The organism is Collimonas silvisoli (genome assembly GCF_018305005.1).
GTDB lineage: Bacteria > Pseudomonadota > Gammaproteobacteria > Burkholderiales > Burkholderiaceae_D > Collimonas > Collimonas silvisoli.
This window is the reverse complement of sequence record NZ_JAGQEG010000039.1, coordinates 1-14519: the sequence shown is the minus strand read 5'-3', so window position 1 is coordinate 14519 and position 14519 is coordinate 1. Positions and strand designations below refer to the sequence as shown.

Annotated in this window: 14 protein-coding genes; 11 read left to right on the top strand and 3 right to left on the bottom strand. The window is 57.8% G+C overall.

From position 1 onward, the window contains the following. Positions 1 to 94 precede the first annotated feature (94 nt). A complete protein-coding gene (locus tag KHU33_RS12460) occupies positions 95 to 1741 on the bottom strand; it encodes an isovaleryl-CoA dehydrogenase (protein ID WP_211463282.1) in 1647 nt (548 codons plus the stop codon). A gap of 292 nt (positions 1742 to 2033) precedes the next feature. Here KHU33_RS12460 and KHU33_RS12455 point away from each other — a divergent pair, with 292 nt between their 5' ends. From KHU33_RS12455 to KHU33_RS12405, 11 genes are all read left to right on the top strand, one after another. After that, complete coding sequence (locus KHU33_RS12455; protein WP_211463280.1) at positions 2034 to 4133, top strand: DNA polymerase III subunit gamma/tau; 2100 nt, start codon at positions 2034 to 2036, stop codon at positions 4131 to 4133. A gap of 86 nt (positions 4134 to 4219) precedes the next feature. After that, entirely contained in the window at positions 4220 to 4540 is a 321-nt protein-coding gene (locus KHU33_RS12450; RefSeq protein WP_014006791.1) for a YbaB/EbfC family nucleoid-associated protein, read from the top strand. 51 nt (positions 4541 to 4591) lie between these two features. Then, complete coding sequence (gene recR, locus KHU33_RS12445; protein ID WP_211463278.1) at positions 4592 to 5188, top strand: recombination mediator RecR; 597 nt, start codon at positions 4592 to 4594, stop codon at positions 5186 to 5188. A gap of 195 nt (positions 5189 to 5383) precedes the next feature. Continuing rightward, positions 5384 to 6421 carry an ABC transporter substrate-binding protein gene (locus KHU33_RS12440; protein WP_211463276.1) on the top strand — a complete coding sequence of 346 codons (1038 nt, stop codon included), beginning with the start codon at positions 5384 to 5386 and terminating at the stop codon, positions 6419 to 6421. Between the two features lie 130 nt (positions 6422 to 6551). Then, positions 6552 to 7361: an ABC transporter ATP-binding protein gene (locus KHU33_RS12435; protein ID WP_211463274.1), complete on the top strand. Its 810-nt coding sequence runs from the start codon at positions 6552 to 6554 to the stop codon at positions 7359 to 7361. 57 nt (positions 7362 to 7418) lie between these two features. Beyond that, positions 7419 to 8270, top strand: coding sequence for an ABC transporter permease (locus KHU33_RS12430; RefSeq protein WP_211463272.1), 852 nt, complete (start codon positions 7419 to 7421; stop codon positions 8268 to 8270). Between the two features lie 218 nt (positions 8271 to 8488). Beyond that, positions 8489 to 9490: an XdhC family protein gene (locus KHU33_RS12425; protein ID WP_211463265.1), complete on the top strand. Its 1002-nt coding sequence runs from the start codon at positions 8489 to 8491 to the stop codon at positions 9488 to 9490. A 61-nt stretch (positions 9491 to 9551) separates the two neighbouring features. Further along, positions 9552 to 9881: a DHCW motif cupin fold protein gene (locus tag KHU33_RS12420; RefSeq protein WP_211463263.1), complete on the top strand. Its 330-nt coding sequence runs from the start codon at positions 9552 to 9554 to the stop codon at positions 9879 to 9881. Between the two features lie 608 nt (positions 9882 to 10489). Further along, positions 10490 to 10855 (top strand): hypothetical protein, encoded by a 366-nt coding sequence (locus KHU33_RS12415; RefSeq protein ID WP_211463262.1) that lies wholly within the window; start codon positions 10490 to 10492, stop codon positions 10853 to 10855. Between the two features lie 306 nt (positions 10856 to 11161). Beyond that, a complete protein-coding gene (gene phbB, locus KHU33_RS12410; RefSeq protein ID WP_211463260.1) occupies positions 11162 to 11902 on the top strand; it encodes an acetoacetyl-CoA reductase in 741 nt (246 codons plus the stop codon). A gap of 282 nt (positions 11903 to 12184) precedes the next feature. Continuing rightward, positions 12185 to 12790, top strand: a complete 606-nt coding sequence (locus tag KHU33_RS12405) for a hemerythrin domain-containing protein (RefSeq protein ID WP_211463258.1) — start codon at positions 12185 to 12187, stop codon at positions 12788 to 12790. A 170-nt stretch (positions 12791 to 12960) separates the two neighbouring features. Here KHU33_RS12405 and KHU33_RS12400 read toward each other — a convergent pair whose 3' ends face one another. Then, entirely contained in the window at positions 12961 to 13545 is a 585-nt protein-coding gene (locus KHU33_RS12400; protein ID WP_211463256.1) for a BPSL1445 family SYLF domain-containing lipoprotein, read from the bottom strand. Positions 13546 to 14026: 481 nt separating this feature from the next. After that, the coding region (locus tag KHU33_RS12395) for a hypothetical protein (RefSeq protein WP_211463254.1) at positions 14027 to 14519 on the bottom strand (493 nt) is incomplete at its 5' end.

Here is a 14519-nt window from a genome sequence, read left to right as displayed (position 1 = left end):
GTCAGGCTGCAGGCGGACCGGCAATACTCCTTCAGGGTATTGCCGGTTTTTCTTTTTGGGCCGATTTTGGGCCGATCAATGAGCGAACCATGACCTATTGCGCCCAGGTCCGCTGCAAAATCTGCTGCTGCAGATGCGTTGCCGCCAAGGTGCCATAGACCCGGCCGCCCATCGCCTCGCTGCGGCTGGCGATGAAGGCGTCGGCGATGGCTCCCGGCGCGTGCTGCAACATCAATGCGCCCTGAATCGTCAGCACCAGGCGCTGTACAAAACGCCGTCCCAGCATCTCGCGCTGTTCGGCCGGCGCCGCCAGATCCTTCATTAAATCGTCCAGCATGGTGCGCAGGCCAGGGTGGCCGCTGGCGGTCTCGCCCAACTGCGCCAGCAGCTCGCCAAAGCTGGCCGGCTCGCGTTCAATTGCGCGCAGCACGTCCAGGCACATCACATTGCCCGAGCCTTCCCAGATCGAATTGACCGGCGCTTCGCGGTAAAAGCGCGCCATCGGCGCGGTTTCGACATAGCCGTTGCCGCCCCAGATTTCCATGCATTCGCCGGTGAACTCCAGCGCCCGCTTGCAAATCCAGAATTTGGCGGCGGGCGTGACGATGCGGCGCCAGGCGCGCTGCAGCGGATCGTCGGGCCTTTCGAAAGCGCTCGCCAGTTGCAGCATCAGCAGCGTCGCCGCCTCGCTTTCAAGGGCCAGGTCGGACAAGACGTTTTGCATCAGCGGCTGCTCTGCCAGATGGCGGCCGAAAGCGCTGCGGTGGCGCGTGTGGTGCAGCGCTTGCACCAGCGCCTGGCGCATCAGGCCGGCAGCGCCGATGACGCAATCGAGGCGGGTGTGGTTGGCCATTTCGATAATGGTCGGGATGCCGCGGCCTTCGTCGCCGACCATGATGCCGAAGGCTTCCCGGAACTCCACTTCGCTGCTGGAGTTGGAGCGGTTGCCGAGCTTGTCTTTCAAACGCTGTATCTGCACCGGATTCTTGCTGCCGTCGGGCCGCCAGCGCGGCACAAAAAAGCAGCTCAAGCCCATCTCGGTGCGGGCCAGTACCATGTGCGCATCGCACATCGGCGCCGAGAAAAACCATTTATGGCCGGTCAGCAGGTAGCCGGCGCCGCGGCCGCCGCCGCCAGCCAGCGGTGTCGCCGTCGTGGTGTTGCTGCGCACGTCCGAGCCACCTTGTTTTTCCGTCATGCCCATGCCGATCAGGATCGAGCTCTTGTGTTCCAGCGGCAGATCGCGGCTGTCATGTTCACATGACAAGAGTTTGGCCTGCAAGGCGGCAAACAGCGCAGGTTCTTGCTGCAACACCGGAATAGAGGCAAAGGTCATGGTGGTCGGACAAAGCGATCCGGCTTCCACCTGGGCGTGCAGGAAATAACCGGCGGCGCGCGCCACGTGGCTGCCGCTTTGCGGCTTGATCCAGGGCAGGGCGTGCAGGCCCTCGCGCCGCAGCAGGCCGAGCAAAGCATGCCAGGCCGGATGAAAATCGACTACGTCGATACGGTTGCCGAGACGGTCGAAGGTGTTCAGTTCGGGCGGATGGCGGTTCGCCAGTTCAGCCAGTTGCCAGGTTTCCTTGCGGCCCAGTTCGGCGCCGTAGCGCGCCAGCTGGTCGGCGTGCCATTGCCCCTGCAAACGCTGGACGCCGGCTTGCAGGATGGTGTCGTCAAGGAACAGATTATTGCCATACAGTTCAGCCACCTGATTGGTCACTTCATGGGTTTGCCCTTGCATGATTGGTCTCCTGATATTGTTGGGCTGGATCGCTGCGCTTTATCTCTCGACTTTACCTCTCGCACCGGTTCTCCGGGTGCTGCTGTCTTGCAATTGTTTAGAGGCTATACTCAATCCCTTCGTTCCTGAACCGGAGTTGGATTGCCGGGAGCTGGCAAAGCAGAATTGCCTGCTGAGCGAAGCCAGCCCGCAGTTAATTTTTTAAAACCGTGTTAACTTCTTCTGTCAGGTAAAATGCTGCTTGTATTTCGCAACCCTCAGTTTCACAACCTGCAGCCCATATTCGCCGCCTATGTCCTACCAAGTTCTCGCCCGCAAATATCGCCCCAGAAGCTTCGGTACGCTGGTCGGCCAGGAACACGTCGTAAGGGCCTTGACGCACGCCTTGGAACAACAGCGCTTGCACCACGCCTATCTGTTCACCGGCACGCGCGGCGTCGGCAAGACGACCTTGTCGCGGATCCTGGCGAAATCGCTGAATTGCATCGGCGTCGACGGCAACGGCGGCATCACCGCAGAACCCTGCGGCGTCTGTGAAGCCTGCGTGGCGATCGATGCCGGCCGTTTTGTCGATTATATCGAGATGGACGCCGCCTCGAATCGCGGCGTCGATGAAATGGCGCAGTTGCTGGAACAAGCTGTCTATGCGCCGTCGAACGCGCGCTTCAAGGTCTACATGATCGACGAAGTGCACATGCTGACCAACCACGCCTTCAACTCGATGCTGAAGACGCTGGAAGAACCGCCGGAGCACGTCAAGTTCATCCTGGCCACTACCGATCCGCAAAAGATCCCGGTAACGGTATTGTCGCGCTGCCTGCAGTTCAATCTGAAGCAGATGCCGCCCGGCCATATCATCAGCCATCTGGATAATATCCTGGGCCAGGAACAAATCGAATTCGAAACCCCGGCTTTACGCTTGCTGGCGCAAGGCGCCCACGGCTCGATGCGCGATGCGCTGTCGCTGACCGATCAGGCGATTGCCTACGCCGCCGGCAAAGTCACCTTGGAAGCGGTACAAGGCATGCTGGGTGCGCTCGACCAGTCTTACCTGATCCGCGTGCTGGATGCGCTGGCCTTGAAAGATGGTCCGGGTTTGCTGGCGGTGGCCGACGACATGGCCAGCCGCAGCTTGTCATACAACGCTGCGCTGCAGGACCTGGGCACTTTGCTGCACCGGGTCGCGCTGGCGCAAAGCGTGCCTGCAGCGCTGGCAGACGATTTGCCGGAACGCGAAGAAGTGATCCGGCTGGCCGGCTTGTTCGATGCCGAAGAAATACAGCTGTTTTACCAGATTGCCGTGCATGGCCGCAATGAACTGGGATTGGCGCCGGACGAATATGCCGGTTTCTCGATGACTTTATTGCGCATGCTGGCGTTCCGGCCGCAAGCCGACGGCAGTACGGTGGCGCCGCCGCCAGTCAGCCGGCCGCGGCCTCAGTTGAGCGCCGCACCAGCCGCTCAGCCGGTTCCTGCATCGCGGCCGGCCGCGCCGCAAGCACCGGCTGCAGCAGCGCCGACCGCCGCGCGCTTGAGCAGTGCGCCGCCACCGGTCAGCACCAGCGCGCCGGTAGCGCCTCCCCCTAACGGTAACAGCGCCATGAGCCCGGCCAGAGCTGCGCTGGAAGCGGCACGCGCCGCATCCTCCCGCAAGGGCGGCGCGGCGGCGCGGCCGCAGCCAAGCCAGGCGCCGGTAGCGCCAGCCACTCAGCCAGTCGCCGTGGAAACCACACCTGCAGCACCGGCTTATGTACAGCCAGCGCCGCAAAATTCTTCTGTCCCGCCGTGGGAAGAGGAGATTCCGCTGCCCATGGATTTGCCGGATACCGAATTTTCCAGTTCGGCGGCTGAAAAAAAAACTGAATCGTATCCACAATCTGCGCCGCAGCGCTCGCCTGCCGCCAACAACGGCCGTCAAGCTGTGCGCCCCGAACCCGTAGCGCCGCAGCCTGTGGCGCCGCCAGAGCCGCTGCCGCCGCTAGTCCTGCAGCCCGATCCGAATCTGAACTGGGACGGCAACTGGCCGTTGCTGGCGTCCACTCTGGCGGTACGCGGCGTGGCGCATCAGCTGGCGCAGCAGAGCGAGCTGATCAAGTCCGACAGCAGCGGCGTAGCGGCGCAGTTCCATTTGCGGATTCCTTTCGATACCTTGCGTTCGGCCGGCAGTGTTGATAAGTTGGAAGTTGCGCTGAGCGAGCATTTCGGCCGCCCGGTCAAGGTTGAAACCGAGCTTGGTCCGGTCCGCCATACCGCCAACGCGCAGATGCTGGCGGCGCAGGCAGAGCGCCAGCGTCTGGCCGAGCAGACCGCGCAAAACGATCCCTTCATCCAGAGCATGATGCGCGAATTCGGCGCTTCGATAGTGCCGGGATCGATCAAGCCTTTGGGCTGACATAATAGGAAGCAAGGCGCAGCAGCGTAGCGCTGTCTGTCATTTGAAACACCAGATAAATTGTTTGTTTTTATAGGAGAAGCACCATGATGAAGGGCCAACTGGCAGGGCTGATGAAACAAGCCCAGGCAATGCAGGACAACATGAAAAAGATGCAAGACCAATTGGCCTTGATCGAAGTCGAAGGCGAATCCGGCGCGGGCCTGGTGAAGGTCGTGATGACTTGTAAAAACGCCGTCAAACGGGTCGCTATCGATGCTTCCTTGCTGGCTGACGACAAAGACATGCTGGAAGATCTGGTGGCTGCCGCCTTTAACGATGCAGTGCGTAAGGCTGAAGCATTGTCGGCGGAAAAAATGTCGGGCCTGACTGCCGGCATGCCGGCTGGTTTCAAACTGCCATTCTGATTAAAACCGCTTTAAATTCGCCCGTGAGAGCAGCATGATCCAAGGCTAGCCGTGAAAACTCCTTCCAGTCTTACCTTACTCACCGAAGCCTTGCGTCATCTGCCCGGTGTCGGTCCCAAATCGGCACAGCGCATGGCGTATCACCTGTTGCAGCATGACCGCGACGGTGCGGCCTTGCTGGGGCGAGCCTTGACCCAGGCGGTCGAGCAGATCCGCCATTGCGCGCTGTGCAATACCTTCACCGAGAACGAGGTGTGCGAAACCTGCCTCGATCCGGAGCGCGATCCTAGCTTGCTGTGCGTGGTGGAAACGCCCACCGATCAGTTGATGATCGAACAGACCCTGACTTTCAAGGGTTTGTATTTTGTCCTGATGGGGCGTTTGTCGCCGCTGGACGGCATCGGTCCGAAAGACATCCAGCTGGAAAAACTGATCACCCGCGCCACCGACGGCGTGGTGACGGAAGTCGTGCTGGCGACCAATTTCACCAACGAAGGCGAAGCCACCGCCCACTACATCAGCGAAACCATGAAAGCCCGCGGCCTGCAAGTCAGCCGTCTGGCGCGTGGCGTGCCGGTGGGGGGCGAGCTGGAATACGTCGACGCCGGCACTATTGCAAGGGCGATGCTGGATAGGCGCTCGACCTGACGAGTTGGCCGAGCCGCCATGCTACAAATATAATAATTACCAGCTGTTAATTTTCAAGCGGGCGGCATTATCATAGAGCCCGCAAGTACCCCAGTTTCCACACAGCCACGTCAAGATGGCAAAGAAAAAGAACCATTGCTGGCGCATTTACTTATACGCAGTAGTGAAATAACCCTGGATATACGAGGAGACAATATGAAATTCAGCTGGAAGCAGTTCGGTATCGCCCTTTGCTTGTTCTTGGCGGGTTATCTGACATTCAATGGCAAGTCGTTTGCGCAGACCCCGGAGAAAACCAAAGTGGCCATCGCGGTGGGTGGCAAGAACCTGTTTTATTACCTGCCGTTGACGATCGCCGAGCAGCTCGGTTATTTCAAGGATGAAGGCCTGGATGTAACGATCTCCGATTTCGCCGGCGGCGCCAAGGCGTTGCAGGCATTGGTCGGCGGCAGTGCCGACGTAGTCTCCGGCGCTTTCGAGCACACCATCAGCATGCAGGCCAAGAACCAGCATATCGTTGCATTCGTGCTGCAAGGGCGGGCGCCGCAAATCGTCATGGGCGTGTCCAACAAGACCATGCCTAACTACAAGTCGATTGCCGATCTGAAAGGCAAGAAGATCGGCGTCACCGCGCCCGGTTCCTCGACCAGCATGATGGCCAATTTCGTCTTGGCCAAGGGCGGTTTGAAACCGACCGATGTGTCGTACATCGGCGTCGGCGCTTCGGCTGGTGCGTTGTCGGCGTTGCGTTCCGGTTCTATCGACGTGATCGTCAATCTCGATCCGCTGATCACCATGATGCAGCAGAATAACGAGATTAGGATCATCTCCGATACGCGCACATTGAAAGATACCAACGCCGTATTCGGCGGCCCGATGCCGGCCGCGACCCTGTATGCCTCCGCCGATTTCATCAAGAAATATCCCAATACCACCCAGGCCTTGACCAACGCCATGGTGCGCGCGCTGAAATGGCTGCAGAAAGCCGGCCCTTCGGACATCGCCAAGGCGGTGCCGGAAAGCTATCAGCTGGGCGACCGCGCCCTGTACCTCGAAGCCTTCATGAAAGTGCGCGAGGCGATTTCGCCGGATGGCACTATTCCAGAGGCCGGCCCGAAAGTCGCGCTGCAGGCACTGGAAGCATTCGATCCCGAGCTGGCCGGCAAGAATATCGATCTGTCGCAGACTTATACCAATGAGTTTGTAAAGAAGGCCAACGCCAAGTACAAATAATTTGCGGGGCAGGGGAGCAGCAGTCGTTAAGACCTGCTGCTTTGTCCCTCCGTCATGCAAATGAAGCATCCGGATTGCAGGCAATTCGGATGCTTGAACCGGCAGCAGCAACAAGCCAATCCCTACTCCCATGACTCCAGCTCTCCATCTCGACAACGTCAGTTGCACCTTCATCTCCAAAGACGACCGTTCCCAGCGCTACACCGCAGTAGCTGACACCAGCTTGTCGATTGCGCCGGGCGAATTCGTCTCCGTGGTCGGGCCCACCGGCTGCGGCAAATCGACCCTGCTGAATGTGGGCGCGGGTTTGCTGCAGCCCTCGTCCGGCAGCGTCAAGGTGTTCGGCGAGCCGCTGCTCGGCATCAATCGCCGCGCCGGCTATATGTTCCAGGCCGAAGCCTTGATGCCGTGGCGCAGCGCGCTGCAAAACGTCATCGCCGGCTTGCAGTATCGAGAAACCGATGAAAGCCGTGCGCGCCAGTTGGGCGAAGAATGGCTGGCGCGGGTCGGCCTGCAAGGGTTTGGCGACCGTTACCCGCATCAACTGTCAGGCGGCATGCGCAAGCGGGTGGCCCTGGCGCAGACCCTGATTCTCGATCCCGACATCATCCTGATGGATGAGCCGTTTTCGGCGCTGGATATCCAGACCCGGCAACTGATGGAAAACGAAGTGCTGGAGCTTTGGAGCGCCAAGCGCAAGGCGGTGCTGTTCATTACGCACGATCTGGATGAGGCGATCGCCATGTCGGACCGGGTGGTGGTGCTGTCGGCCGGGCCCGGCACCCATCCGATCGGCGAATTCGCGATCGACCTGCCGCGCCCGCGCGATGTGGCGGAGATCCGCAACGAACTGCGCTTCGTCGAATTGCACCAGCAGATCTGGAGTGTGCTGCGCGACGAGGTGCTGAAGGGGTATCAGCAGCAAAAGAAGATCGCTTAATTAGCTGCCAGTGAGCTGCTGCTCTCGGAATCAGAAAAACAGGGATAAAACAGAATCATGTGGAAAGTCATCAAGCCGAATTATAAGAATCTGCGCGTCTATCAAGTGTTGGTGCTGCTGATATTTTTCTGCATCTGGCACCTGGCCACGCGCAATCCGCAAACCGCGTTTTTCTTCGGCGAGCCGATCAAGGTGCTGCAACGCATCTGGCAATGGTTTACGGTCGGCAGCGGTGCTGTGGAAGTCGGCTTCGGCGACCATACCTGGTTCACCCTGACTTTCCCGGCGGAGATTTATTCGCATCTGCTGGTGACTCTGACCGAAACCATGCTGGCGTTCGGCATCGGCACGGTGTTCGGCCTGGGCGTCGGCTTGTGGCTGGCCTTGTCGCCGCTAACCTCGGCGATCCTCGATCCCTACATCAAGGCTTCGAACGCCATGCCGCGGGTGATCCTGGCGCCGATTTTTGCGATGTGGTTCGGACTCGGCATCTGGTCCAAGGTGGCGCTGGCGGTGACGCTGGTATTTTTCATCGTTTTCTTCAACGCCTATCAAGGCGTCCGGGAAGTCAGCCCGGTGGTGCTGGACAACGCCCGCATGCTGGGCGCCAACCAGCGTCAGCTGTTGCGCACGGTGTACCTGCCGTCGGCCACTTCCTGGGTGTTTTCCAGTTTGCATACCTCGGTCGGGCTGGCGTTCGTCGGCGTCATCGTCGGCGAATACCTCGGTTCGGCGCGTGGCGTCGGCTACCTGATCCTGCAAGCCGAAGGCAGTTTCGACATCAACACTGTGTTCGCCGGGATTCTGATGCTGACGGCGTTTGCGCTGGTGCTCGATACGCTGGTGGGGATGATCGAAAAACGCCTGATGAAATGGCAGCCGAAGAGCGGCGAGACCGAGCGTTTGTGAGCCGCCTGGGACAGCAGTAACGGTCAGCTCGGTGGTCACGTTAAATTCCGTATCGATGGCATTGCCAAGGTAACCGGCGCCAAAGTGTTCGCGCGCGACATGTCGCATTAACTTCGACCAGGTGGTTTCAGAACAGGATCGACCGTATCAGCGGCCGATCCTGTTTTTCATTACACTGATAAAAATCCAAAAAGGATTCGGTAGGGATCAAACAAGCCATGAATGCAGTCGATTATCAAGTGCTGAAAAGCGCCGTCAGCTGGTTGCAGCAAGGGAAGCGGGTGGCCTTGGTCACGGTGGTGCGCAACTGGGGTTCGGCGCCGCGTCCGCTGGGCTCGCTGTTTGCGATTACCGACGATGGCGCATTTACCGGCTCGGTCTCGGGCGGCTGTATCGAGGATGACTTGATGCAGCGCTTTGGTGTAGCGTTTCCCGAGCGGATTGAACTGGTGCGTTACGGCATCAGCGCCGAACAGATGCAGCGTTTCGGCTTGCCCTGCGGCGGCACGCTGGAACTGGTGATCGAACCGTTGCGCGACGCCGCGGCGCTGACGCCTCTGCTGGACGCCGTCGCCGGCCGCAAGCTGGTGCAGCGCCGCCTGGACATGCGCAGCGGCGAGGCCAGCATTGAACCCAGCGACGCCGATTTCGCTCTGCATTTCGACGAGCAGGAATTGCTGCAGGTATTCGGCCCGCGCTGGCGCTTGCTGATCATCGGCGCCGGCCAGGTTTCGGAATACCTGGCGCAGATGGCGCCGGCGCTGGATTTCTCGGTCTATCTGAACGATCCGCGCGAAGAGCAGCGCCGCAACTGGCAAGCCGGCGACGTCACCTGGCTGGACGGCATGCCGGACGATGCGGTGCTGGCGTTCAAGCCGGATCGCCGCACCGTGATCGTCACCCTCAGCCATGATCCGAAAATCGATGACATGGCGCTGATGGAGGCGCTCAAGACCGATGCGTTTTATGTCGGCGCGATCGGCTCGATGGCCAGCAGCGAGGCGCGCAAGGAGCGATTGCTGATGCTGGACCTGAGCCCCGAGCAAATCCAAGGCTTGCATGCGCCCATCGGCTTGTCTATCCTGAGCCGCTCGCCGGCAGAGATCGCGGTATCGGTGCTGGCTGAACTGGTGATGCTGCGCAATCGCGGGCGGGTGACAGTATCGCCCTCTGCCTGCGCCATCGCTACCGACGATCTGCGATTGGTCGAACGGCCTTGAATTGGCCCGCTGGCTTTGCTTCAGGCTGCGGCATAAATAACTAAGCGTAAAAAGGAAAAACATGAAGATGGCGGATATCCCGTTTGGCACGACCGACTGGCAAACGGTTGAACGTACCGAACACAAAGGCGAGACAGGGATGGCCTATTGGCGGACCCGTCATTTCGGCGGCATCCGGGTGCGCATGGTCGAATACACGCCGGGTTACCTGGCCGACCATTGGTGCAGCAAGGGGCATATCCTGTTTTGCCTTGAGGGCGAGCTGCACACCGAACTCGAAGACGGCCGCAAGTTTTTGTTGAAAGCTGGAATGAGCTATCAGGTTGCGGATGGCGCGGAGCCGCACAGGTCTTTTACTGCGGTCGGGGCCAAGCTGTTTGTGGTGGACTGAGCGGCCAATCGGGCAGCAGGTTTCTATCGGGCGCCCCCTGTAGGTTTCCGTCCAACGAGCCGTTACCGGGCCTGTTCCAATGATAAAAGCCAAGACGCATAGAGTAGTCAGTGCGTGCGGGCATAAAAAAGCCACAGCGCAATGATTCTCGGCATGAGGGCGCGTAGTCGCCTTCCGGATTGTCGGCTGTGCGGATATTGCTTATTTATCACTTGACATAAACATAAATTAATATACATTCAATAACAATAATAATCCCATCGGGAATAACAGGAATTAGGCTGCAAATGAGCTGAAAAAACCTGATCCTGCAGCGCAGATTCAAGCGTTGTTTCAAAAAAAAGCGGGGAGAAAATGAAGGCTCATCAAAAGGCAAGGCAGTAAGCAGAGTTGGGCGTCGCAGCTTGGCCCACAAAAGAGCTTTGCCTGTATTCAGTACACAACTTACTCCTTCGCGTGCATGTATAGCCACAACTTCGCCAGAATTAAATCTGGCTGTTACAAGTAAAGATAGAAGTCCTCGGCAAACATACGTTCGCGGTAAAAAAAACGACGTTTTTGCCCGAATATCAACGTTGAGCTTCATTACGCACGTACAGGAGAAAGATATGAACATATTCAAACGTTTGTTTACTCCCACGCCTCTCGCGATCATTAATGATGAGCTGGCAGTTGCCCGATTGCAGTTATTGTCGGCAGAGAATGATGAGGAGCATGTCCAGGCCCAGGTAAATCTCCTTAACGCGCGCATTGCGCGACTGGAAGGCAAGTTAAAAGCCGCGGCTGCTTACTCGTCAGCAAGAGACGCGCAATTTTATCCGGGAAGCTCGCTGGTTGAATCCACCGCCGCCACCCATGCCGAGTTCAGCCACGCCACCGAAACCGCCACCGCAGAGATCCGCCGCAACGGGACGGCAATGATGGAAGAAATCGCAAAAAGTGCGCTGGCCGGTTCGGACCAGGCTTTTCACTGATCAAGTCCGCCACCGACAATGCTGCTGCAGGGTACGCCGTGTTGACCAAGCCGGTGCAGCACGCTGTTGGCGTACTGAGCGGTGGTGGGCTAACGTCGGCGGCCAACCAGGCGCCACAAGGCGCAGGAAAAGCCGCGACGGCTGCTAAAGCAAGCGCCGCCTGACGCTCGGAGCAGCAAAACCGCGCGGCAGGGAAAAAATGCTCGCACGCCTGTGTATTGACGCAGCATGGGCAGTAAAAGGCAGGGCGTTCAGCAAGCAGCGTCATTTTCAACGATATCGCAAACTACAACGCCAGGAGACAACATGGCAAGAATTGCATTGGTGACCGGCGGCATGGGCGGCTTAGGCGAAGCGGTGTGCATCAAATTGGCTTCATTGGGCCACCAGGTAATCACGACCTATTCGCCCGGCAATACCAAGGCCAACGAATGGTTGGCGTTGATGGGGCAACAGGGTTACCACTTCCATGCCTATCGATGTGATGTGTCCAACTACGAGTCGGCCAAGGAGTGCATCGGCACCATCGAGAAGGAAATCGGTCCGATCGATGTGCTGGTCAACAATGCGGGTATCACGCGCGACATGAGTTTCAAGAAAATGGACAAGCCCGACTGGGATGCGGTGATGCATACCAATCTCGACTCTGTATTCAACATGACCACACCGGTGTGCGACGGCATGGTCGAGCGCGGCTGGGGGCGCATCATCAATATTTCGTCGGTGAATGGACAAAAAGGCGCGTTCGGACAAAGCAACTATTCGGCTGCCAAGGCCGGCATGCATGGCTTCACCAAGGCGCTGGCACTGGAAGTGGCGCGCAAAGGCGTGACGGTGAACACGATTTCGCCTGGCTATATCGGCACCAAGATGGTGATGGCGATTGCGCCGGACATACTCGGCAGCAAGATCATTCCGCAGATTCCGATGGGGCGCCTGGGCAAGCCGGAGGAAGTCGCCGGCCTGGTCGCCTATCTAGCCGCGGATGAGGCGGCGTTTGTGACCGGCGCGAATATCGCCATCAATGGCGGACAACACATGTACTAGGGCTCCTGTCAATTGCGACGCACCGATCTTGCTAGCAGTCGGATCGTATTCCGACAGCGCTGCAATTGACATCTGGCAGGAGTTGGTTAAATTTTAGCGCTGAATCAATATTGTGCAATACGTAGCTGTGTTGACGTTTCTTTATCTGATTTTTGTCCTATACTTGCTATTCTGCTTCACCTCTCAAGCGCTTCCTACCGACGTTTGTTTTGATTTCACCTGATTCTGTTGACTCCCCCAATTTTGTTTGGGTGGCATGTAATTAACAATGAAGGAGACGAAATGCTAACAACTACTTACGCTCTTATCAGTCTTTCAGTGGAGCAAAAGAGGGCGCATAAGCTCTTATCCACGGTCCAACAATTATTCCAGAACAGCTCAGCAGACAGGCAGCGCACCAACCCGGCTATTCTTGAATCGGTCGTCAGTCAGCTTGCCAGGCTTGATGCGTCCTGCCATCGACGCAAAGTGGAAATTTACGTCATTCCCGCGATCCAGAAAGCAACAAAAGAAGCGGATTCGCTCCTGGCCGAGTTGGAATCGTTAAGTGCTACCGGCCTGCGCATTCTCGAATCCGTCAGGAAGTGGGTGCGGCAAGCTTTCGATCAAGGGGTGACCGAAGTAAAAGAGTTGTATTCATCCATCGAACTTTATTGCAACAACCTGCTACAGCGGTTAGTCAAGGAAGAACAGGAATTGTTACCGCTGGCGGAGCGGGTTATATCGAGCGAAGAGTGGTTTGCCATTGGGGCGCAATTTCTATCACTCTACGCAGAAAATAAAACGCACCAGCAATCCGAGGGGACGGTGCGGCAGCGACCCTTGGCATCGATTCCAGTCTTTTCATCCTTTTATCAACCTGAAAAACTTGACCTCCGTTTTTCGTAGCGGTCACGGTGGCCCCGGAATTTCAGACATTTGACCAAGTTGTAGTAAACGATCGGATCTGACAGTTGCCCGGTTTTCGTCTGCGCATTCCCGCCGACTTTCGCCGCAATGCGATAGGTACCGCTATGCGGAAATCTGACCAGCAGTATCGGGTCGGAACATGTTGCCTGCTAGATATTGAGACGCGATACTTTCGTGCCTTCCAGCGTCAAGTTCGCCATCAACCCGCTGTTGGTCAATACGAATGCCAGAATCGATGAGGTCGCCGAACTGGTATCAATGTTGCCGTTGGCCCCGATCTTCAGTGCCGCGACCGATGCGTCGCCGCCGACCGACCAGCCGTCGCGGTTGCGGAATTTGTCGAGTGCGTCTTGCGTCATGAACAGGAAGATGAGCGCTTTCGACTGGGCGCCGATCTGCAATCCAATCGACGCCGACGCCGTGCTGTAGTAGCCCTCCGTCGTATTGCCGGTGCGCAGCGCGCCTTCGCCATACTGGCCGCCGATCCAGAAGCCGGCGGCGATGACCGACGGGAATACCAGCACGCCTTGCGCCTTTGCCAGAAGTTCATTCGCCCCTGGTGCGGCCGTCTGCAGACGTGCCAAGGTGGCGTCAATCCCCGCATCGATTTCATGGCGACGCTTGTCCCGGTCTGCATTCGCGTCGGACGGTGTGGTAGTCGTACAGCCTATAACTGTCAAACCGGTGACCGCAAGCGATGCGGCCATCTTCAGCATGAAATCACGTCGATACATGATGAACTCCATCGGCAGAACCAAAAGCGCAGATTTGAAACGCTTCCTACACTGATTATTATCGTTTGGTCGAACTATGGGAGTCAGGACCAGTCAGGCACGGTTGCCACCAAAATCTTGCGGATTGCACTGGCCGCGGCTAATCCTATTTGCCGTATTGGCTTTGTTCGATGCGATACAGGCATCCTTCGCCGCACTGACTAATGCACCGCATTTTTCTAGCGCGGCGCTATGCTCTTCGTCGCGCGTATCTTCCCGCGCTTCTTTTTTCGGCTCGGCACTTTCTTTTTAATCTTGGTTGCCTCTTGATGAGTTTAGATTAGATTGATTAATTTACAAGGCGTTGCTGTGTGAGTAAGAACATGGCTATTCTTGTTCAACGCGCCAAGAGGTAGGTTGATGGTCACCTGGAGGCACGGCCAGTAGTTCAATGCCAGCGAAGGCCGTCAGTCTGCTGAACTAGCATCTCCCTAGGATGGGGCTAACCCGGACCGCCCCGCAGCGAATCAAAGTGATTCACGCCGTTAAAGTAAAACATCAGTATCAAATTATCGGCGCCAGGAGCTGTCTCCGCGACCTGATCAAACTGCATCAATCCGCCATCGCCAACTGCCGACCACAGGTTGATGGTGAGCTGCACCTCTGCCGGGTCGTTGTACAGGTGCAGTACGTTGATCAGATAGCCGCGTACCGCGTTGAGCATAGGAGTGCCGTTATTGAGAATGTCGATCATCGAGCCGAATGCCAGGTTGGCATGGGTGCGCACATAGTTGGCAAAAGGACCGAAGTCGAGAATCGCCAGGCTATGGCGGTTGACAAGCTGGTCGTAAATTGTACGCAGCGCGCAATCGTTACCCAGGCCCGGCATCACTTGTACGACATAACCCATTTCGGTAAGCCGTTGCTGCGGTGACTGTCCGATCTTCACTTTGTCCTGTTTCGACGGCAGCGTCATTTTCGGTCTGTTCAGTTTG